The sequence below is a fragment of the Blautia sp. 2227st1_G12_2227SCRN_220401 genome (assembly GCF_039062885.1).
Taxonomy (GTDB): Bacteria; Bacillota; Clostridia; order Lachnospirales; family Lachnospiraceae; genus Blautia_A; species Blautia_A fusiformis.
On sequence record NZ_JBCLNI010000006.1, the window covers coordinates 55,174 to 75,642 of the forward strand.

The 20,469-nt window shown below is 45.9% G+C and carries 24 protein-coding genes; 22 read left to right on the forward strand and 2 right to left on the reverse strand.

The window, feature by feature from the left end; translation table 11 throughout:
- Positions 1 to 34 precede the first annotated feature (34 nt).
- The gene (locus ABCM67_RS04450) at positions 35 to 1,495 is read right to left on the reverse strand and encodes an RsmB/NOP family class I SAM-dependent RNA methyltransferase (protein WP_342992541.1); all 1,461 of its coding nucleotides are present in this window, start codon (positions 1,493 to 1,495) and stop codon (positions 35 to 37) included.
- 256 nt (positions 1,496 to 1,751) lie between these two features.
- Here ABCM67_RS04450 and ABCM67_RS04455 point away from each other — a divergent pair, with 256 nt between their 5' ends.
- The 10 genes from ABCM67_RS04455 (at position 1,752) to ABCM67_RS04500 (ending at position 10,201) form a co-directional block, all read left to right on the forward strand.
- Positions 1,752 to 2,069 (forward strand): PadR family transcriptional regulator, encoded by a 318-nt coding sequence (locus ABCM67_RS04455; RefSeq protein WP_015527209.1) that lies wholly within the window; start codon positions 1,752 to 1,754, stop codon positions 2,067 to 2,069.
- 2 nt (positions 2,070 to 2,071) lie between these two features.
- The gene (locus ABCM67_RS04460) at positions 2,072 to 2,848 is read left to right on the forward strand and encodes a DUF1700 domain-containing protein (protein WP_021651339.1); all 777 of its coding nucleotides are present in this window, start codon (positions 2,072 to 2,074) and stop codon (positions 2,846 to 2,848) included.
- Complete coding sequence (locus ABCM67_RS04465; protein WP_342992542.1) at positions 2,845 to 3,762, forward strand: DUF4097 family beta strand repeat-containing protein; 918 nt, start codon at positions 2,845 to 2,847, stop codon at positions 3,760 to 3,762. The genes ABCM67_RS04460 and ABCM67_RS04465 overlap by 4 nt, the downstream gene beginning before the upstream one ends.
- 13 nt (positions 3,763 to 3,775) lie before the next feature.
- The gene (locus tag ABCM67_RS04470) at positions 3,776 to 3,958 is read left to right on the forward strand and encodes a PspC domain-containing protein (protein ID WP_015527206.1); all 183 of its coding nucleotides are present in this window, start codon (positions 3,776 to 3,778) and stop codon (positions 3,956 to 3,958) included.
- Positions 3,959 to 4,055: 97 nt separating this feature from the next.
- Positions 4,056 to 4,247, forward strand: coding sequence for a small, acid-soluble spore protein, alpha/beta type (locus tag ABCM67_RS04475; RefSeq protein ID WP_015527205.1), 192 nt, complete (start codon positions 4,056 to 4,058; stop codon positions 4,245 to 4,247).
- Positions 4,248 to 4,411: 164 nt separating this feature from the next.
- Entirely contained in the window at positions 4,412 to 5,356 is a 945-nt protein-coding gene (locus ABCM67_RS04480) for a DUF308 domain-containing protein (RefSeq protein WP_059086005.1), read from the forward strand.
- Between the two features lie 43 nt (positions 5,357 to 5,399).
- Complete coding sequence (locus tag ABCM67_RS04485; RefSeq protein WP_195635057.1) at positions 5,400 to 6,218, forward strand: arginase family protein; 819 nt, start codon at positions 5,400 to 5,402, stop codon at positions 6,216 to 6,218.
- A complete protein-coding gene (locus ABCM67_RS04490) occupies positions 6,215 to 6,985 on the forward strand; it encodes a prolipoprotein diacylglyceryl transferase (protein WP_015527202.1) in 771 nt (256 codons plus the stop codon). The genes ABCM67_RS04485 and ABCM67_RS04490 overlap by 4 nt, the downstream gene beginning before the upstream one ends.
- Before the next feature lie 104 nt (positions 6,986 to 7,089).
- Positions 7,090 to 8,901 (forward strand): S8 family peptidase, encoded by a 1,812-nt coding sequence (locus ABCM67_RS04495; RefSeq protein WP_118752997.1) that lies wholly within the window; start codon positions 7,090 to 7,092, stop codon positions 8,899 to 8,901.
- 211 nt (positions 8,902 to 9,112) lie between these two features.
- On the forward strand, positions 9,113 to 10,201 hold the full coding sequence (locus tag ABCM67_RS04500) for a class II aldolase/adducin family protein (RefSeq protein ID WP_215638215.1): 1,089 nt from the start codon (positions 9,113 to 9,115) through the stop codon (positions 10,199 to 10,201).
- Between the two features lie 151 nt (positions 10,202 to 10,352).
- On the opposite strand, the gene ABCM67_RS04505 is transcribed toward ABCM67_RS04500, so the two are convergent.
- Positions 10,353 to 11,579 (reverse strand): 6-phosphofructokinase, encoded by a 1,227-nt coding sequence (locus ABCM67_RS04505; protein WP_342992544.1) that lies wholly within the window; start codon positions 11,577 to 11,579, stop codon positions 10,353 to 10,355.
- A gap of 157 nt (positions 11,580 to 11,736) precedes the next feature.
- Between ABCM67_RS04505 and ABCM67_RS04510 the strand changes: the two genes are divergently transcribed.
- The 12 genes from ABCM67_RS04510 (at position 11,737) to ABCM67_RS04565 (ending at position 20,460) form a co-directional block, all read left to right on the forward strand.
- Positions 11,737 to 11,967, forward strand: a complete 231-nt coding sequence (locus ABCM67_RS04510; RefSeq protein ID WP_015527198.1) for an HPr family phosphocarrier protein — start codon at positions 11,737 to 11,739, stop codon at positions 11,965 to 11,967.
- Positions 11,968 to 12,183: 216 nt separating this feature from the next.
- Positions 12,184 to 12,462, forward strand: a complete 279-nt coding sequence (locus ABCM67_RS04515; RefSeq protein ID WP_015527197.1) for an autorepressor SdpR family transcription factor — start codon at positions 12,184 to 12,186, stop codon at positions 12,460 to 12,462.
- Complete coding sequence (locus ABCM67_RS04520; protein ID WP_330604070.1) at positions 12,449 to 13,108, forward strand: SdpI family protein; 660 nt, start codon at positions 12,449 to 12,451, stop codon at positions 13,106 to 13,108. Before ABCM67_RS04515 ends, ABCM67_RS04520 begins: the two co-directional genes overlap by 14 nt.
- Before the next feature lie 155 nt (positions 13,109 to 13,263).
- A complete protein-coding gene (locus ABCM67_RS04525) occupies positions 13,264 to 13,695 on the forward strand; it encodes a hypothetical protein (RefSeq protein ID WP_092068357.1) in 432 nt (143 codons plus the stop codon).
- Positions 13,696 to 13,729: 34 nt separating this feature from the next.
- Entirely contained in the window at positions 13,730 to 15,016 is a 1,287-nt protein-coding gene (locus tag ABCM67_RS04530) for a VWA-like domain-containing protein (protein WP_342992546.1), read from the forward strand.
- The gene (locus tag ABCM67_RS04535) at positions 15,013 to 16,533 is read left to right on the forward strand and encodes an AAA family ATPase (RefSeq protein ID WP_342992547.1); all 1,521 of its coding nucleotides are present in this window, start codon (positions 15,013 to 15,015) and stop codon (positions 16,531 to 16,533) included. The genes ABCM67_RS04530 and ABCM67_RS04535 overlap by 4 nt, the downstream gene beginning before the upstream one ends.
- A 124-nt stretch (positions 16,534 to 16,657) precedes the next feature.
- Positions 16,658 to 17,530, forward strand: a complete 873-nt coding sequence (locus tag ABCM67_RS04540) for a phosphoribosylaminoimidazolesuccinocarboxamide synthase (protein WP_015527192.1) — start codon at positions 16,658 to 16,660, stop codon at positions 17,528 to 17,530.
- Positions 17,531 to 17,707: 177 nt separating this feature from the next.
- Positions 17,708 to 18,526, forward strand: coding sequence for a class B sortase (srtB, locus tag ABCM67_RS04545; RefSeq protein ID WP_021651401.1), 819 nt, complete (start codon positions 17,708 to 17,710; stop codon positions 18,524 to 18,526).
- Positions 18,527 to 18,558: 32 nt separating this feature from the next.
- On the forward strand, positions 18,559 to 19,281 hold the full coding sequence (locus ABCM67_RS04550; RefSeq protein ID WP_147602956.1) for an NAD-dependent protein deacylase: 723 nt from the start codon (positions 18,559 to 18,561) through the stop codon (positions 19,279 to 19,281).
- 49 nt (positions 19,282 to 19,330) lie between these two features.
- Positions 19,331 to 19,525 (forward strand): DUF951 domain-containing protein, encoded by a 195-nt coding sequence (locus ABCM67_RS04555; RefSeq protein ID WP_022426426.1) that lies wholly within the window; start codon positions 19,331 to 19,333, stop codon positions 19,523 to 19,525.
- Between the two features lie 115 nt (positions 19,526 to 19,640).
- On the forward strand, positions 19,641 to 19,928 hold the full coding sequence (rpsF, locus tag ABCM67_RS04560; protein ID WP_015527189.1) for a 30S ribosomal protein S6: 288 nt from the start codon (positions 19,641 to 19,643) through the stop codon (positions 19,926 to 19,928).
- A gap of 73 nt (positions 19,929 to 20,001) precedes the next feature.
- The gene (locus tag ABCM67_RS04565; protein ID WP_015527188.1) at positions 20,002 to 20,460 is read left to right on the forward strand and encodes a single-stranded DNA-binding protein; all 459 of its coding nucleotides are present in this window, start codon (positions 20,002 to 20,004) and stop codon (positions 20,458 to 20,460) included.
- The last annotated feature ends 9 nt before the right edge of the window (positions 20,461 to 20,469 follow it).

Genomic DNA, 20,469 nt, shown 5'->3' on the forward strand with positions numbered 1-20,469 from the left:
TGTTAATGTGGGCAGATATCCTGCGGCGGAGAGATTACACTCTCCAGCCAGCAGGATATTTGTTTTTCAGGATCCCGTTTACAAGCTTTCCGAAGCCGAGAGGATAACCGTCCACACAGAGAAGGTGCCAGCCTTTTTTGTGAGCGGCCTCTTCCGGCTCGATCATAAGAGTTTCGCCTTTCAGATAACGGGTAAGCCGCTCATCAGAAACCGGCAGGGAGATAACTGCTTCCACATCTCCTTTGTGAAGCGCCAGCGCCAGAGGCTGAGACGGCTCAAAACGGTTTTTCTTCAGATCACCCAGGTAGAGGCCGTTTCGAAGAAAGGAGATTCCGCGGAGATCCAGAGGGAAGGGCAGCTGATAGTATACTTTATCTTTGCGGACTTCCACACGGTTCCAGTCAAATTCCTGACCGCCAATGGTTTTCAGGCCGATCTCAGAGAAAAATTCCTCCAGCCATTTCCGGGTATTTTTGTCCGGTCCTTTTGCGGAAAAGCGGAAAACGGGTGGAAGAGAGTCACCTTTTTTGCGGAACAGGGCGAGAAAATGACCTTCGCCATCCATTTTGTGTGGAAAGATTCGGACGCATTTTTGAAGTTCTTCCGGATTAAATGCATTTAAACTTAACGCGATTTCGGAATCGGAAGTGTCTGCTGTGCCGGCATATTCCGGGCGGCCGCTGGAGAAGCCTTCATATCCTGGCATTTCCATAAGTTCCATATCCGGGCGTTGTCTGAGAAGATAGGCTACCACTTCTTCGTCTTCACATGGGGAAAAAGTGCAGGTGGAATAAAGCAGCATTCCGCCCGGACGGAGCATATCGGCAGCTTTTAAGACCAGGTCTTTCTGGATATCAGAAAGCTCAGCAGATTTTTCCAGTGTCCAGTCGCGGGCAAGGGCTTCCTCTTTTCGGAACATGCCTTCCCCGGAGCATGGAGCGTCCAGAAGGATCTTATTGAAGAAAGCAGGAAAACGCTGGGCAAGTTTGGCGGGCTTTTCGTCGGTGACGAGCATATTTTTCATGCCAAAAAGCTCCAGATTCCTAAGAAGGGCTCTGGCTCTGGAAGTACTGATATCGTTGGCAAGGAGAAATCCGGTGTCATTTAAGGCTGCACCCAGGGCAGTGGCTTTTCCTCCGGGAGCTGCGCAGAGGTCCAGGACAAAATCTCCAGGTTCGATGGGAAGCCTGGAAGCCGGTGTCATGGCACTTGGTTCCTGGAGATAATAAAGGCCCGCCTGGTAGTAAGGACATCGTGCAGGGCGGCTTTCCTCCTCGTAGAAGTATCCGGTATTGATCCACGGGATCGGCCGGATAGGGAAAGGGGAAAGCGCCTGAAAATCCTGGCAGGAGAGCTTGGCGGTGTTTACACGTAGACCGTAGGTGCGGGGATTTTCGTAGCTTTCAAGGAAAGCATCATAATCATCTCCCAGCATTTCTTTCATACGCTCCAGAAAAGGAAGCGGTAATGTCTGTATTTTATCTGAATCTGTCATAATTTCCTCCATAATATAAACTTGACTCTCTCGGATATTGTGTGAAAAGAGTGGTTTCCGAAAAATATTATAAAGTATAGAGGGATTTTTCTAAATACTATTGACAAAACTATATTATACGATATATAGTATTATTCACAGAACAATATTACATGACTTATCATGTGAGCGTTGGATCGTGAAGTGATCGCGTTCATCAGCATGTAGTAAGACGGAATGTGAAGGTCCGTTTTACAGGTCATAGAGAGGTGAGCAGATGGTATTTAATACAGGAGCAGCCCTCCTGGATGCGATCGTCCTGGCTGTTATTTCCAGAGAGAAGGACGGTACCTACGGGTACAAGATCACCCAGGATGTGCGAAGTGTTCTGGAGGTTTCAGAATCTACGCTGTATCCGGTCCTTCGCAGGCTTCAGAAGGATGAATGTCTGGAAGCCTACAATATGGAATATGCAGGCAGAAACCGGAAATATTATAAGCTGACAGATAAGGGCGCAGCGCAGCTGAATCTTTACAGAAGTGAATGGGAGATCTATTCATCCAAGATCACCAGGATGTTTGAGGAGGGAGTTTGATTATGAACAGAAAGCAGTTTATGGAACAGCTTGAACGGCTGCTTTCCGATATTTCAGAGGCAGAGAGACAGGAAGCACTGGAATATTATGAAGGATATTTTGATGATGCAGGTCCTGAGAATGAAGGAGAAGTGATCCGGGAACTGGGAAATCCGGGGAAGGTTGCTGCGATCATTAAGGCAGATCTTCAGGAGAACAGTGAAGATTACGGGGAATACACAGAGAACGGATATCAGGATACCCGTGTGAAAGAGAACGGGGAAATGCCGGACCATTATACAGAAGTAACCGTATACGGAAATGAACAGGGAGAGGCCCATCGTGATACGGGAAATACAGAAAATTTCGAAGACCGCAGGAAAAGACGTGCCCAGCGCGGCTATCACGCAGAGAAAAAGCAGAATAAGGCAGGAATCATTCTTGCGCTGATCGTTCTTGTTTTTGCGGCTCCTCTGATAAAAGGATTATTTGGCGGAGTACTGGGGATTTTGGTGACACTGGCATTGCTGCCTTTCCTGCTGACATTTTTTGCAGGAGCGGGATCGATCATCCTTGTGATCGGTGCAGTTGCGTGCATTGTTGTTGGGATTGCCATGACGGTGTCTCTTCCGCCGGCCGGAATACTGACTATCGGTATCGGATGCCTGATGATGGCACTTGGACTTTTGTTACTGTTACTGACGGTGTGGTTTACAGGTAAGATACTGCCGGCGATCCTGCGGAAATTTACGGGATTCTGCAGCAGTCTCCTGAATGGAAGAAAGGCGGAAAAAGTATGAAACGTTTTCTGAAGGTAATTCTGATCCTTGCAGCGGTATTCGGTGTAGCAGGCCTGGGACTTACTGCCGGCGGAGCTGCCATGGGAGCGACTATGGGAGATGTGAGTGTTCTGGATCATGGAATCACGCAGGTGCTTCGTGTTCTGGATCATGAAAACAGCTGGGAAGTGGAAGATTCCGAGGAAGATATGGATGAGCAGGAGGACGATTTTCAGGAAGATGCAGAGAGCGCGGTAACTGAAAAGGGCGTTCTGGCAGACAGTGCAGACAGTTCCGCATATACGAAAGTATATGAGGCCTCGGCTGTGTCAGACCTTTTCTGTGATCTGAGATACGAAGAACTGGTTTTGAAAACATGGAATGAGGATAAAGTCCAGGTGAAAGTTTCAGGGAAGGATCACAATCGCATTCAGATCAGCAATAACAACGGTAGTCTGAGAATTGCAAGCAATCAAAAAGTGAGAAACCGTTCCATAGAAATTTTTTGCCCGGAAAACTTAAGCTTTCAGAAGATAAAACTTCAGATGGGAGCCGGAACCATCGAACTGGATGGTGATTTTAAAGCGGAGCAGATGGAAGTAAATGTGGGGGCCGGAACCATTGAAAATTCCAGCAGCCTGGATATAAAGGAAGCAGATTTTACAGTCGGAGTGGGAACTGCTGACATCAGTGAACTTCAGGTGGAGAATTTAAAAGGAAGCTGTGGTATGGGAGATATGGAGCTTACACTTACAGGAAAAGCTACTGAGTATAATTATGAGCTGAAATGTGGTCTTGGAAATCTGGAGGTGGATGATTCTCTGGAAACATCCATTACTTCCGGAAATAAACAGATCACAAATGAAGGTGCCACGAAAAATATAAAACTGGATTGCGGAATGGGAAACGTTCAGGTTGAATTTGAAGAAGATTAAAGGAGGAAGCATTATGAGTAACAAAAAACTATACAAATCATCAGTAAACCGTATGTTATGTGGTGTCTGCGGCGGAATTGCGGAATACTTTAATATCGATCCGACTCTTGTCCGGCTGGTATGGGTGATCATCACGCTGATGGGCGGAGCCGGAATCCTGGCGTATATCATTGCGGCGATCATTATCCCGGATTAAAAATGACAGTACCCATAAAGGACGGACATATTTTTCAGAATGCATAATTTATCCGGAAATTGTCCATACTCCATAAAAAAGATGAGGAGTGTGGAAGATGAACAGGGAGAAAGAAGTAAAAGCATATCTTGAGGGAAAGCTTTCCCAGGCGGAAAAACTGAAATACGAGATTGCCGATGAGATGGGAGTTCTGGATAAAGTGATCAAAGACGGGTGGAAAAGCCTTTCTGCAAAAGAAACCGGACGGATCGGTGGTCTTATGACAAAAAAGAAGAAACATAAAAAGTAAAATACAGCCTGAAGGAACAAGGCGAAATGACGCCGGAAAAGTCCTTCGGGCTGTATTGAATTATAAGAATATTTTTCTGGAAAAAAGAAATTTTTTTGACGGTTCAGGGTGGACTGACCAGTGGAAAAGAGCTATACTGTTGGAATAACAGAGGAGGTATGAACATGGGTGAAAAAATCAATAACATTCTGAAGGGTGAGATCATCTCCTCAGTATTTTATATACTGCTGGGACTTTGCCTGATCCTGATCCCCACGCAGACGGTGGACGTGATCTGCAAAGTAGTATTCGGGCTGATCCTCATCGGAGCTGGCATTTATCATATCTATATTTACATACGTGGAAAAGCGAAAGCTACGATCATGGATCTTCTAAGTGGTGTGGTTGTTTTTGTGCTGGGGGTGTTTCTTTTTATGACACCGTCTATCGTGATCAAATTGCTTCCGTGGATGCTCAGCGCATTTGTATTGGTTGACAGTCTGTGGAAGTTTAAAGGAGCCTTCCTTCTGAAAAAAGGAGGAAACGGCGCATGGAGCGTGCTTCTGATCGGAAGTCTTGTTTTCATTGCACTTGGAATCGTGATGCTGTTTGGAAGATTTCCGAAGATCATGACTCTGCTGATCTTTTCCGGCTGGGTGCTGGTGTGTGACGGAGCTGCGGATATCGTATTCTATATTATTATGAAGCTGGGGCTTCGAAAGATCGCAAAAAAGGCGGAGACAGAGAAGGAAGATTCTGGTGCAGACAGTGCAGATGCTGTAAATGAAACGGCAGATATGGATGTGCCAAATGATACAAGAACCCAGGATGAAAACGCGCCGAGTGAGCAGCAGAGTGGGAAGGAAACAGAATATCCAACAGAAACTACAGCAGAGACTACAGCGGCTATGCCGGCGCAGGATGCAGACGGATATTCTGCGGACAGAAAAGAGACAGAAGAATCCACAGAACCGGAAGAAGAGCAAAAGCAGAAGAATTCCCGATGGGAAAAAGAACCGGAGAATGTGGAGATGAAGCTCTGGGCTGTAGGCAAAGACCAGGCGGAAACCGGCAGCCTGAAGGATCTTCTGGACGGTTCCGATGAAGAACTGGAAGAGTGGAAGGACTGACCCTTCTCTTGCATCATCTGCCATTCCGTGGTAAGATGTGCACATGAAAAATACAGATAAAAATATAAAGATACTGATGATGGATTTTTCCGGAATATATGAGGATCAGCAGTTCTGGAGGGGAAAAGAAGTATCCCGGGTGGAGGCCAGGGACATTCCCGGAACCAACTGCTACTGTGATGAGGATGCGATGAATGCCATTCGCAGCCGTATTGCCCCTTATTCTTCCGGAGGAATCCATTTTATTGATTCCGGAAACTATCACTATATGACAAGGATCTGGCTGGAAAAGATATCGGAGCCTTTCTCGCTTCTTGTATTTGACAATCACACGGATATGCAGCCGCCGGCATTCGGAGGTCTGCTTTCCTGCGGAGGATGGATCTACGATTCTGTTATGGAACTTCCATTGCTTAAAAGGGTGATCCTGATCGGCCCGGATGAGGAAGCTTTTTCCAGAGTGGAATCGGAGATTCAGGAAAAGGTGGAATTCTTGAGCAGAGAGAAGCTTCTGGAAATGGAAGAGGCGCAGGTGTGTGCGTTTGTAAGCAAGCATGTGGGAAAGCTGCCGCTGTACATTTCTGTGGATAAAGATGTTCTCTGCAAGGATGATGCGGACACGAACTGGAGCCAGGGGGATATGCGCCTGGATACGATGCTGGAATGTCTGAAGAGAGTCAGAGAAATATGTGCAGAGGGAATCCTGGGCGTGGATATCTGTGGTGAATGTGATGTAGCAGAATCTGGAAACAGCACCTTGAATGACCGGGCCAATGCTGCATTGCTGGAGTGTTTTCTGTCCGCATACGGGAGCGAAGATCATGACGGAAATAAGAATGAGATAACAGGAGGAAACCGATGAAAAATGAACTTCTTACCATCGGGCCATTTACGGTATACGGTTATGGTCTGATGATCGCCATTGGAATTTTGGCAGGCTGCCTGACTGCAGAATACAGAGCCGGAAAACAGAAGCTTGACAGTGAACAGATCTTTCCAATGATCCTGTGGTGCCTGGTGGGTGGATTTTTCTGTGCAAAGCTTCTCTTCTGGATCACAGAGTGGAAATCAATTGTTCAGGATCCGGGATTTATAATGGAAACTTTAAGCTCCGGTTTTGTGGTGTTTGGCGGTATCATCGGCGGGATACTGACGGGGCTTCTGTATTGCAGGATCAGAAAGCTTGTATTTTTTAAATACGCGGATGTGATCCTGCCATCTGTGGCACTGGCCCAGGGATTTGGACGGATCGGATGTTTCCTGGCGGGCTGCTGTTATGGAAAAGAGACAGAGAGTGTTTTTTCTGTGATATTTCAGAATTCCGAATATGCGCCCAATCACGTGGCGCTGATCCCGACGCAGTTGTATTCCAGCGGACTGGATTTTCTGCATTTTCTTTTGTTGTTGCTGATCGCACGGAACAAAAAAGAAGATGGTCAGGTTACTGCCTGTTATCTGATCTTTTATAGCATTGGACGGTTTGTGATCGAGTTTTTCCGTGGGGATATTATCCGTGGAAGTGTGGGAATTTTGTCGACTTCCCAGTTTATCAGTATTTTTACAGGGATTGCGGGGATCGTGCTGCTGATACGGATCAGGAAAAAAAGAGATAGCAAGAGCAGTGTTTAAATGGATCAGGGAAGTCCCATGTATCAGGAAAAAGTTGGACAATAGTGGTATAAGGACAGGTTTTCGCTGCATACATCTATGAAAAAGGCGAAAGCAGGCCTGTTATGCTCAGAAAAGAAGATTTTGAACCAAATATGAAAACAGAGGATAAGATCCCCGGAGCGCAGACGGAAAATCCGGCACAGAGTCAGCGCTTCGGGGATTTTATCGTGAAATATATGCAGAATGTCCAGGATACTATGGAACTTTTTCCGGGGGCATCTTTTAGGGCGATCAATGAAATTTTCGGGGTTCTTTATGTTCCGCTGGAAAGTATGGGAGAAATTGAGGTCACGGGAACCTCCTATAATTCGATCCCGAAATGTTATACCTACATGGATATGGAGGCAGCAGGGGAATCAGGGATCAACAGGCTGCACGATCACCCTTATCTGAAGCTGCGTGGAAAAGGTACTGCGGTGGCGGTGATCGATTCGGGGATTGATTATCAGAATGAAGTGTTTCGAAATGCAGGCGGCTCCAGAATCGCTTATTTATGGGATCAGTCCATAGAAGAGGAAGAACAAAATCAGTCTGGACGGGAGTTGGAAGCTGAAAATGGAGATGCAGATAATTTGCCGGGGGATGATATAGCAGATACAGAAGTTCCATATGGCAAATTATTCCGGAAAAAGGATATCGACCGGGCACTGGCTTCCGAGGAGCCGTTTGCCATCGTGCCATCCAGAGATACCAACGGCCATGGCACGGCACTGGCGGGTATTGCTGCCGGAAATATGGTACCCGGAGAAAATTTTACCGGAGCAGCGCCGGAGGCAACCCTGATCATCATCAAGGTAAAGCCGGCAAAGCAATATCTCCGGAATTTTTATCTTTATCCTCCGGAGGCAGAAGCTTTTCAGGAAAATGATGTGATGATGGCCATTGCTTTTGCGATTTCCCAGGCCAAAAAGCTGAAGATGCCACTTTCTATCTGCCTGGGGATCGGAAGCAGCCAGGGCGCGCATCTGGGGACAAATGCGTTAAGCCAGTATGTGGACTATGTGGCAAATTTTTCTCAGGTATCCGTATCTGTGGCAGCAGGAAACGAAGGAAATACAAGAAACCACAGTACGGGGATTTTTTCTCAGGGAAGGGAACAGATCGTGACAGAACTCCGTGTAGCGGAAAGAGAGCAGGGCTTTACCATAGAATTCTGGGGAGAACCGCCGGAAATCTATGAGCTTTCCATCCAGTCACCAACCGGTGAGATACTGGAAGTCAGCAGTTCCATAGGTTCCAGAACCCAGGAGCTGTCATTTGTTTTTGTGGAAACAAAGGTGTATGTGAATTACATCCTGATCGAGCGTCAGACCGGATATTCCCTGGTGTATATCCGATTTTTCCATCCGGCGTCCGGTATCTGGAAAATTTTTACCCAGGCAAGAAATCAACAGAACGTACAGTTCCATATATGGCTTCCTGTGGAAGGGCTGATCTCCCAGGATACCTATTTTCTGGAACCATCCCCCTATACCACGGTGACAGCGCCGGGAGACGCCAGGAACAGCATTACGGCAACTGCCTACCAGCATCGTGACGGAAGCATCTACATTGCAGCAGGCAGAGGCTATACGCCAGATGGCATGATCACTCCACATCTGGCAGCTCCTGGCGTTAACGTAAAAGTGCCGCTGGTACGAGGCGGCTTTGGAACCCGCTCCGGGACCAGTATCTCCGCCGCACAGACCGCCGGTATCGCGGCACTTCTGTTTGAATGGGCGATCATACGGGATAACCAGCCGTTTTTTACTGGGAGCAGCGTGAAATATTATCTGCAGAGGGGCGCAAGAAGAGAAGAAAACATGCAGTACCCAAACCCGGAGTGGGGGTATGGGAAGGTGGATCTGTATCATACCTTTGAACTGCTGACGTGAGATGATGCGAGCTGGAAAAAATATGAAAAGCAGAAACAGATTATTTCCTTTGGAAAGAGTAGATGCATAGATATTACATTTGGAAAAATAATAAAAGGATACGAAAGTACTAATTTTGGAAAAAATATTCATATAGATAATTCACTTTGTATCGTGTACTATAAATATATGGAAAAATCATATAATGACACAACAGGGAGGAATTTTACTTATGGAGCTTTCAACTTTGGTAAAAATGTCAAACACTTACGGAAGCAATCCGGCCTATGTTCTGGCAGGAGGCGGTAATACTTCTGTAAAAGACGATACAACACTGTATGTAAAGGGATCCGGTACACAGCTTGCTACCATTAAGGCAGAGGAATTTGTCAAAATGGACAGAGCCCGTCTGAATGAGATCATGAAAACGGAATATCCGGCGGATGATGTGAAGCGTGAATCTGCATATCTTGCAGATGTAATGGCGGCAGTGACCGATGAGGATAAAACCAAACGTCCCAGCGTGGAAGCACTGCTCCACAATCTGTTTGCCTATACGTATGTCCTGCATGTTCATCCGACACTTATCAATGGACTGACCTGCGGAAAGGGCGCAAAGGCTCTTTGCGAAGAGCTTCTTGGAAAAGATGTACTCTGGATCGATATCTGCAAACCGGGATACACACTTGCCCGCATCTGCTTCGAGAAAATGAATGCCTATAAAGAAGAAACAGGAAAAGACGTGCAGGTTCTTCTGCTTCAGAATCACGGAATTTTTGTTGCGGCTGATACTGTAGAGGAGATCGGCGTTTTATTCGATGGTGTGATCGGAAAGCTGGAAAAGCAGGTAAAGAGAACTGCGGATGTAAGTGATGCAGTTACACCTGAAAAAGAGCAGGCAGCACAGAAGCTTTCCAGTCTGCTTGGACATGCGGTGGAAGTCGTACCGGCTGCGGAGGCGGATAATTTTGTAAAAGATAAAACTGCTGCGGCACCTCTTCTGAAGCCGTTTACTCCGGATCATATTGTATATTGCGGACCTTATCCGTTATTTGTAGAAAATATTGATGAGGCGAAAAATGCGATGGATGCATTTATGGCAGAGAATGATAAAGAGCCAAGACTGATCCTGGTACAGGGCGTTGGCGCATTTATCATGGAAGATGACAAAGGAAAGGCTGCAAAGGCACAGCTTCTGGTAAAGGATGCGATCAAGCTTGCAGTGTATGCAGAGAGCTTTGGCGGCCCGCTGCAGATGACCGATGAGATCACATATTTTATCACACACTGGGAAGCAGAAGCATATCGCAGTAAGAAATAAAAAAGAAAAATATATAGAGAGAAATAAAGAAAATGCATCGGGAACTATTAGGAAATTCCCGGTGCATTTTTTATCGAATGACGGATAAACAGTTACTCAGGACAGAGTTACGCAGCAAATGTGGATATTTTTATCCGCATTACCACAAATCTTATTTCCGATACACGAACGCCGGCAGTCCATCCTCACCAACCGGAACATTTACAGTTCCCTGGATCAGCGGGCGGGCATAGCGGATAAAGTCTTCGGTGACATCGGAGCCGTCTTCTGTGATCCATTCCACAGGGACCGTCTTTTCTTCGTTGCAGATAACGTTGACATCCTCCAGTGTACATTTCATGGAGTACGGAGAATCACTCTGACGTTTAAATGCGATCATCTTTCCGGTTTCGCCGTTCAGGGCAGCCTGTACACCAAATTCACCGGCGAGGATGCCTTCTTGCTGGTCTGTTCCGGCGAGCATAGCTGCAGAGCAGCGCTGGCTTACATTGAGCTCTACGGAGCGGGCTTTGACGCCAAGACGGCTGCGTACAAGATTCTCAAGATATTTACCGCAGCCAGCAAGCATCTTGTGACCGAAGGCGTCGGTTCCGGCAGCGCTGTCGTATTCGCAGATGAAAGTGCCGTCTTTATCATGGATTCCCTCAGATACACAGACTACGACGTTGCAGTTTTTCTCGAAGGCAGCATGAACTTTCTGGAGAAATTCTTCTACATCGAAATCGGTTTCCGGAAGATAAATGAGAAGCGGATTGTCTCCAACATATTTCCGGGCAAGGGCAGCAGCTCCGGTGAGCCAGCCTGCGTGACGTCCCATGATCTCGATGATAGTGACGGATTTTTTCTCATAGACACAGGCGTCCAGGGTGATCTCACGGACGGTGGAGGCTACGTAGCGGGCAGCACTTCCGAATCCGGGAGTATGGTCGGTGTTTACAAGGTCGTTATCAATGGTCTTCGGCTCACCGAGGATACGGATGTCGCTGCCGATCTTTTCAGCATAGCGGGAAAGCTTGCTGACGGTATCCATGGAATCGTTGCCGCCGATATAAAAGAACCAGCCGATATTCATCTCCTCGAATTTCTGAAAAAGCTTCGGATAAACCGGATCCTCCAGGGATTCCGGAAGCTTGTAACGGCAGGAGCCGAGATAGGCGCCGGGTGTCCAGGTAAGAGCGAGAAGCTGCTCTCCCGGAAGTGTTTCCTGGAAATCAAGGACTGTTCCGTTTAAAAATCCCTCAATGCCGTTGACCATACCATAAACATGGTCGATCTCCTCTGTATGTTTAAGTGCTTCAGATACCACACCGTAAAGACTGCTGTTGATAGCTGCGGTCGGTCCGCCGGACTGTCCTGCGATAAGGTTCTTTTTTGACATTCTGATACCTCCTGGGTGTTGTTTTTTTATATTGTAACAGAAATAGGAGAAGATAACATCTAAAAAAATCACCTTTTTTATAAAAAAATTACTCTATACAAATAATTATATCATAGTAAAATAGTAGTATAGATAGAGAAAAGAGGTGAAAAAAACGATGACAGTAAAAAAAGTACAGTTTGAGAGCATGGATGAAGTGAACCGTTTTCTTGATGTGACGGAGCATTTTCCGTTTGCAGTGGATCTGAAAAGGGGAAGCAGAACAGTAAATGGCAAATCCATTCTTGGAGTTGCATCCATTGGCCTTGGCAGAGAGATGGACTTTTGTGCACATGTGCCGGAGCTTGCGCCGGAGATCACATCCAGTCTTGGTTTTTGCATGAGGTAGGTTTAAGAGGGGAAAAAATAAATAATGGTTGATCGATGGTGAATGAGGATATCGTAAGGTCGCAGAGGCGATGATCGGTATCCTCATTTTTTGATATATGACAAATGTAACTATTTAGAAAAAAATCTAAATACTTATTGACCGGGGAATCCGGAAGTGATATATTCTATTTAGAAATATTTCTAAATACTATCCGAAAGGAGGAAGACATACACGATGGCGTTTGCGGAAACCTTCAAGGCACTTTCGGATCCTGTGCGGAGAGAAATCCTGCAGCTTCTGAAAAACGGGAAAATGTCAGCCGGTGAGATCGGAGGACATTTTGACATGACAGGCGCAACCATATCCTATCATCTGAAAATTTTGAAGAAAGCAGATCTTGTGTGGGAAACGAAGGTGAAGAATTTCGTGTATTACGAACTGAATACTACAGTTGTAGAGGAGCTGCTTCTGTGGCTCAGTGATCTGAAAGGGGGAAAGAATGATGAAAGGTGAAGAAAGAAAAGAGTTTCTGAAGGAATATAAAATGTCTCTGATCTCCGGGAGTATCCTTACGGTCTCGCCGTCACTGGCAGGGATCCTGCTGTGGAACCGTCTGCCGGAGAAGATCGCAACACATTTTGATCAGCACAATCTGGCTAATGGCTGGAGCAGCAAACCGATGGCAGTTTTTGGAATTCCGTTTCTGCTTTTGCTGATCCATCTGTTTTGCGTGTTTTTTACAGCCAATGATCCAAAGCGAAAAAATATCAACAGGCGTATTTTTACTATGATCCTGTGGCTGGTTCCGGTGGTGTCTGTGATCACCTGCATGTCAATCTATGGTCTTGCTCTGGGTATGGACATTGATATAGGTGTGATCGTGAATATCATGGTGGGGATCATGTTTATCATTCTCGGAAATTACGTTCATAAGGTGAAACAGAATTATACAGTGGGAATGAAGCTTCCCTGGACCTTGAACAGCGAGGAGAACTGGAACCGTACCAACCGTATGACAGGCTGGATACTGATCCTGTCAGGGCTGCTTTTTCTTATGAATTCGCTGCTCCTGAAAACGGAAATTGTTTTTGCGGTAATTTTGCTGGTCATCCTTGTGCCAATGATCTATTCATTTATTCTTTATAAAAAGGGAATCTGAGAAAAATCTTCAGACCGTCATTGTCGTGAAAAGGCAATGGCGGTTTCTTTTTTAACAAAAAATAATGTTCAAACAAAGCGGTACGTGATATGATAATGTCATACAAAAGCATTTTCTCGAACACTATAAACAGACAGCAGACAGGAGGGATCATTATGACAGAATTAAGCCGTTTTCAAAAAGATGTGGAAGTTGCTGCCACTGCTCTTGAAATGCGGGCAGAGAATGAGGATGCCAAAGAAGAGGCCATTCATCTTTACCGGAAATTCGGAAGTACCAAGCAGGAGCCGCTGCGGCTGGCAGTTGCCCTGCGGGGATATTTTCTGGAGGAAGGTGTGGAGGAAGAGGAACGCGCGCATTATGGAGCATATCTTAAGAAAAGGATCCGTCCGGCTGTGGAACGCCTGATTCTGGAAGATGACTGGGAAAAGATCGAGAAGCTTTATGAGAACGAATGGTTTGGGGAACAGGAGCTGGAGGTGTTCCTGAAACTGGCTGAAGAGTGGAGGAGACCTGCAGCGCTGATGGGACTTCTCCATTTGAAAAAAGCAAATTATGGATTTAAAGAGAAGAAATTCGAGCTGTGATTTTTTCAGGAAAGCGGGAATGGAGGCGGATTCGGTGGAACGGAGGCAGGAAGAGCTTGGAATACATATCCTGGAAAATATAAGGAACGAACTGTACTACTATTTTCCATATCTGGACGGTGCTTTTGCCTGCATTTCCGGGAAGGGCTCAGAGCAGACTGGAACCATTGGAACAGATGGAGCTTTTTTTCTTTTTTCCCCGGAATATCTTCTGAAGCTTTATGTAAAAAAGCCGGAGGCAGTGCGAAGAGGTTATCTTCATATGCTGCTGCACTGTCTGTATCTGCACCTTTTTCAGGAGGATCAGGAGGACAGACGCTTATGGAACCTGGCCTGTGATATTGCGGTGGAACAGATCATTTCCAGGGAAAAGATCCCGATTCTGGAGACAGGCGGCGATGCGAAAAAAATCCGTGAAAAGGTTTTTCATATTCTGGGAGACAGGTCGGATTCTGCAGAAAAGATATGCCGGAAGCTGAAGGAACAGGCTTTTCCGTTTCACCTGGAAGAACTGGAGAAAGCCTTTCATTTTGATGACCACACCCTGTGGGATATCTGCACAGGAGAAAAAGGAAAAAGAACAAAGGAAAAATGGAACAAGCTTCTTTCCTATACTGCCGCAAACCGTCAGGATCACCGGAAACGGCGGGGAAGCCAGAAAGGGGACCAGAAGGAAGAGGCAGGAACGGTAAGATCCGGAAGGTACGATTACAAAAAATTTCTCCGTCAGTTTTCTGTGCTGCGGGAAGAGGTGGAGTTGGATACGGAAAGCTTTGATTATATTTTTTATAATTACGGGATGGAGCATTATGGAAATCTTCCGCTGATCGAGCCGCTGGAATATAAGGAAGTGAACCGTCTGGAGGAGCTGGTGATCGCCATTGATACTTCCGGCTCCTGTGATGGAGAGACTGTGCGGAGATTCCTTGGAGAAACGTATTCCATTCTCAGTGAAAAAGAGAATTTTTTCCATAAAATGAAGGTGTATCTGATCCAGTGTGACTGCTGTATCCAGGATGTTAAGGTGATCCATTCCGAGGAAGAATGGAAGGAATACAGCAAAAATATCACCATACAGGGCCGGGGCGGAACAGATTTCCGGCCGGTGTTCCGGTATGTGAAGGAGCAGCAGGAGAAAAAAGAAATCCGCAGTCTTAAGGCTCTGATCTATTTTACAGACGGGGACGGGATATATCCCGGAAGCAAACCAGATTATGAAACGGCCTTTGTATTTTTACATAAAACAGAAAAAATGGAGCTTGTTCCGCCCTGGGCGATCCGGCTTGTGGCAGAGCAGGAAGGAGTGCGTTACAGAACATGAACATAAAAGAGGCAAAAGAAGAGATCAAACATACCTTACTGGCTTACAACCGGAAGGATGCAGCCGGACGCTACACATTTCCCAAACTCCGGCAGCGTCCCATCCTGCTTATGGGACCTCCCGGAATCGGGAAAACAGCGATCATGGAGCAGGTAGCAGAGGAATGCGAGGTAGGTCTGGTAGCCTATACCATCACCCACCATACAAGACAGAGTGCGGTAGGACTGCCAAGGATCGTGACCCGGTGCTACAACGGAAAAGAGGTCAGCATCACAGAGTATACCTTAAGCGAGATCATTGCTTCTGTGTATGATTGTATGGAATGTACCGGAAAGAAGGAGGGAATCCTGTTTATCGATGAGATCAACTGTGTCTCCGAGACACTTGCGCCTACCATGCTGCAGTTCCTTCAGAACAAGACCTTCGGAAGCCACAGTGTGCCGGAAGGATGGCTGATCGCGGCAGCAGGAAATCCTCCGGAATATAATAAATCGGTCCGGGAGTTTGATATTGTAACACTGGACCGTGTGCGGAGGATGGATATCGAGGCAGATCTTGAGGTGTGGATGGAGTATGCCTGGAAAAAGGAGATCCACGGATCGATCCTGGCTTATCTCGGCATGAAAAAGGATCATTTTTATTCTGTGGAGAATACAGTGGACGGGAAATTCTTCGTGACAGCAAGAGGCTGGGAAGACCTGTCTGAGATCCTGAAGGCTTATGAGGAGCTGGGCGTGGAGATCACAGAGAATCTGGTCGGGGAGTATTTATGCAGAGAGGAGATCGCAAGAAGCTTTTTTGCCAGCTATCAGTTGTATCGGAAGTACGGAGAGGACTATGGCCTGGGACGCCTGCTTTCCGGAGAGATGCCGGAGGAGGAACAGCAGAAAAAGGTAAAAATGGCGAAGGAAGCTTCCTTTGAGGAACGCTTCCTTGTGACAGGGCTTCTGCTTGACGGTCTGAACGGAAGTTTTCTGACCTATGAGAAGATGGATGGTGGGACAGGTGCTGTTTATCAGGAACTTCTGCATTTGAAAGCATTTCTTCAGGATAAAAAGGACATGACAGCGCTGGATGAATTTACAGATATGAAGAAGAAAAGTCTGGCTGTCCGTCTGGAGGCGGAGCTTCTTACCGCAGATCAGCAGACTACGGAAGAGCTTGTGATCCGCACTCTGGAGGAATTCAGCCTTACTATCCGAAAGGAGCATATCACAGAAACAGAGGCTGGCTTTGAACGGATCCGGCAGCTGTTTACGGAAATGGCGGAGAATAGAAAAGCCTGTGCGAAAAAGATCAGCGGGGAGCTGGAACAGGCATTTGCATTTATGAAGGAATGCTTCGGGGACGGACAGGAAACGGTGCTTTTTGTCACCGGACTGACCCGGAACAGCCATGCGGCGGCCTTTATCCGAGAGTATGGCTGTGATCCTTATTTTGCCTGCAGTGAGAAGCTTCTTTACCGGAAACAGGAGAAAAAGCTTCAGGAGGAATGTGCATCACTATTAGAAATATGAATGATCCCTTAACGAATACTTATGACTGAAAGGGGCCTGACATCTTGACAGGAGGGCTTGTGAGGTGATACGGTAACGGTGTCGAAAACAAAAATCAAATAACCGAATGATGAGGTGTGAGAACATGCAGGAATTAAAACCAATCAAAGAAGGTAAAGTACGTGAGATCTATGACAATGGAGACAGTCTGATCATGGTTGCAACAGACCGTATCAGCTGCTTTGACGTAATTCTGAATAACGAAGTTACAAAGAAAGGTGCTGTACTGACCCAGATGTCCAAATTCTGGTTTGACATGACTGAGGACATTCTTCCGAACCACATGATCTCTGTAGATACCAAGGATATGCCGGAGTTTTTCCAGCAGGAGAAATTCGAAGGAAAATCCATGATGTGCCGTAAACTGAACATGCTTCCGATCGAGTGTATCGTACGTGGATATATCACAGGAAGCGGCTGGGCAAGCTATAAGGAGAACGGCACTGTATGCGGCATCAAGCTTCCGGAGGGACTGAAGGAATCCGACAAGCTGCCTGAGCCGATCTACACACCATCTACCAAGGCTGAGATCGGTGATCACGATGAGAATATTTCCTTTGAGCAGAGTATCGATCATCTTGAGAAATACTTCCCAGGAAAAGGACGCGAGTATGCAGAAAAGCTTCGTGACAACACCATTGCTCTTTACAAAAAATGTGCAGAGTATGCACTCAGCAAGGGAATCATCATTGCAGATACAAAATTCGAGTTTGGTCTTGATGAGGACGGAAACATGGTTATCGGTGATGAGATGCTGACACCGGACAGCTCCCGTTTCTGGCCGGCAGAAGGCTATGAACCAGGACATGGTCAGCCATCCTTTGACAAACAGTTTGCACGTGACTGGCTGAAAGCCAATCCGGACAACGACTGGACACTTCCGCAGGAGATCGTTGACAAGACTATTGAGAAATATCTCCAGGCATACAAAATGCTTACAGGAAAAGAACTGGCCTGAAAAATAACAGCAGCTCTGAAATAGAATATACCTTACAAGCCGCTTCGGATGCCCATTCCGAGGCGGCTTCTTTCTGTATAAAACAGGACAAAAACAAAACGGTTGCAAGAAAACGGAGGGATATTTATAATAAATACAGAAACCAGATGATCCTGACAGATTTAAAGGAGTGTGATTATGAGCAGGAAAAACAAGGTGAAAAAGAAAAAAACAGTTGGAGATCATATTCTGACGATCGTTCTGATCGTGGCAATCTGTATTTTCTGTTATGCAGCTTTTAACCTTTATCATATTTATACAGAATATAAAAAAGGAACCGATGAATATAACAGCATTTCCGAAATGGCAGTGACAGAACGTGATCCTGACCAGGTGGAAGAGATAGATCAGCCGGATGAACAGCCTGTAGCACCTGTGAGCATTGATTTTGATTCTCTCAGGAGTATCAATGAGGATGTGATCGGCTGGATCTATATGGAAGCATTGCCTGAGATCAGTTATCCGGTGGTACAGGGAGAGGATAATAATTTTTATCTGCACCAGACATATGAGAAAAATTATAATTTTGCGGGAACGATCTTTATTGATTATGAGAACAAAAGAGATTTCAGCGATTGTAATACCCTGGTGTACGGACACAACATGAAGAATGGTTCCATGTTTGGAATGCTGAAAAAGTACAGAGCGGATGAGACGCTTTATAATACCAGCAAATATTTCTGGATCCTCACACCGGAAAAAGATTACCGGTATGAGATCATTGCAGCGTATACGACTTCTGTAAACAGCGATACGTATACCTTATTTAAAGGACCTGGCAAAGAGTTTCTGGAATATGAGAAAAAAATGTTCCAGAATTCGGAGATCAGAACAGATGCCACTGCAAGTGAAGCCAATGTGAAGGATAAGATCGTTACATTATCAACCTGTACCGGCAATCAGGCAACACGTTTTGTGGTACAGGGAAAAAGAGTGAATGCGGTGAACCCACAGTAGAGCTTTTGCGGATAAGTTTGGGAGGAAATGATATGGGAAATGAGATAGAAAAATTACAAAAGATCATTGATGAAAGCAGAAATATTGTATTTTTCGGCGGCGCAGGTGTTTCAACAGAAAGCGGGATCCCGGATTTTCGAAGCCAGGACGGACTGTATAACCAGAAATATGATTACCCGCCGGAGACGATCTTAAGCCATACATTTTTTATGCGAAAACCTGAGGAATTCTTTAAATTTTACAGAGATAAGATGCTTTGTGATACTGCAAAACCGAATGCGGCACATCTTAAGCTGGCGGAGATGGAGCAAACAGGAAAGCTGAAGGCTGTGATCACTCAGAATATCGATAATCTTCACCAGATGGCAGGAAGTAAAAAGGTCCTGGAGCTTCACGGAAGCGTTTACCGAAATCATTGTGTGAAATGCGGGAAATTCTATGATTTTAAATATATGAAGGAATCGAAAGATGTTCCGCGGTGCAGCTGCGGCGGCATGATCAAGCCGGATGTGGTCCTTTATGAGGAAGGGCTGGATGACTATACGATCCAGGAATCAGTAAGAGTGATCTCAGAGGCGGAGGTGTTGATCATCGGGGGAACTTCTCTGGCGGTATATCCGGCAGCAGGTCTGATCGATTATTTCCGGGGAAATCATCTGGTGGTGATCAACAAGGCACCGACACCGAGGGATAAATATGCGGATCTTCTTATTAAAGAACCGATCGGGCAGGTGTTTTCTCAGATAAGAGTCTGAAAATATGGGAACTTGGGATGATCTGCAAAATAAAAATGAGGAGTATCAAATGGGATTAAATTATGAAGTTGGAGATATTGTCACACTGAAGAAGGCTCATCCCTGTGGCAGTAAAGAATGGGAGATCCTTCGCGTAGGAGCGGATTTCCGCCTGAAATGCAAGGGCTGCGGACATCAGATCATGGTGGCACGTAAGCTGGTTGAGAAAAATACACGAGATTTGAAAAAAATTGAAAAAAATTAAATTTATGCTTTACATCACGGGAGAGATGTGCTAGAATCAACAATCGTGATATATTTCATATCCTTGCTCTTTGACAGGCAAAGGGCCAAAAGACCATAAGGAGGTTAAGACAAGCATGAACAAGTACGAGTTAGCATTAGTTGTGAGCGCTAAGCTTGAGGACGAAGCACGTGACGCTGTAGTTGAGAAAGCAAAAGGCTACATCACACGTTACAACGGCGTGATCACAGAAGTTGAAGAATGGGGTAAGAAGAAATTAGCTTACGAGATTCAGAAAATGCATGAAGGCTTCTACTATTTTATTCAGTTTGAAGCAGATTCTCAGTGCCCGGCGGAGATCGAGAGACATGTCCGCATCATGGACAATGTATTAAGATACCTGGTTGTCAAGAAAGAGGCATAATTTTTGCAGCGGATTTTTGAAAACACCATTAAGAACCTGTTCAGTTAAGTGAAATCATAAGAGAGGTAGAACGATGAACAAAGTAATATTAATGGGACGCTTGACAAGAGATCCTGAGGTAAGATATTCCGCAGGAGAAAATGCCCTGGCAATCGCCAGATATACACTGGCAGTTGATCGCAGATTCCGTCGTGACGGAGAGGCAAGTGCTGATTTTATCAGCTGTGTTTCTTTCGGACGTACAGCAGAATTTGCGGAAAAGTATTTCAGACAGGGACTGAAAATTGCAGTTACGGGACGTATCCAGACAGGAAGCTATACGAACCGTGAGGGACAGAAGGTTTATACGACAGAGGTTGTTGTTGAGGATCAGGAATTTGCTGAGAGCAAAGCATCAAGCGACAGCTATGCAGCAGCTCATCCGAGAACAGAGGCAGCACCTGCAACGTCTATGCCGAGTCCGAGCGCAGCAAGCGCCGACGGCTTCATGAACATTCCAGATGGAATTGATGAGGAGCTGCCGTTCAATTAGAACATCTGA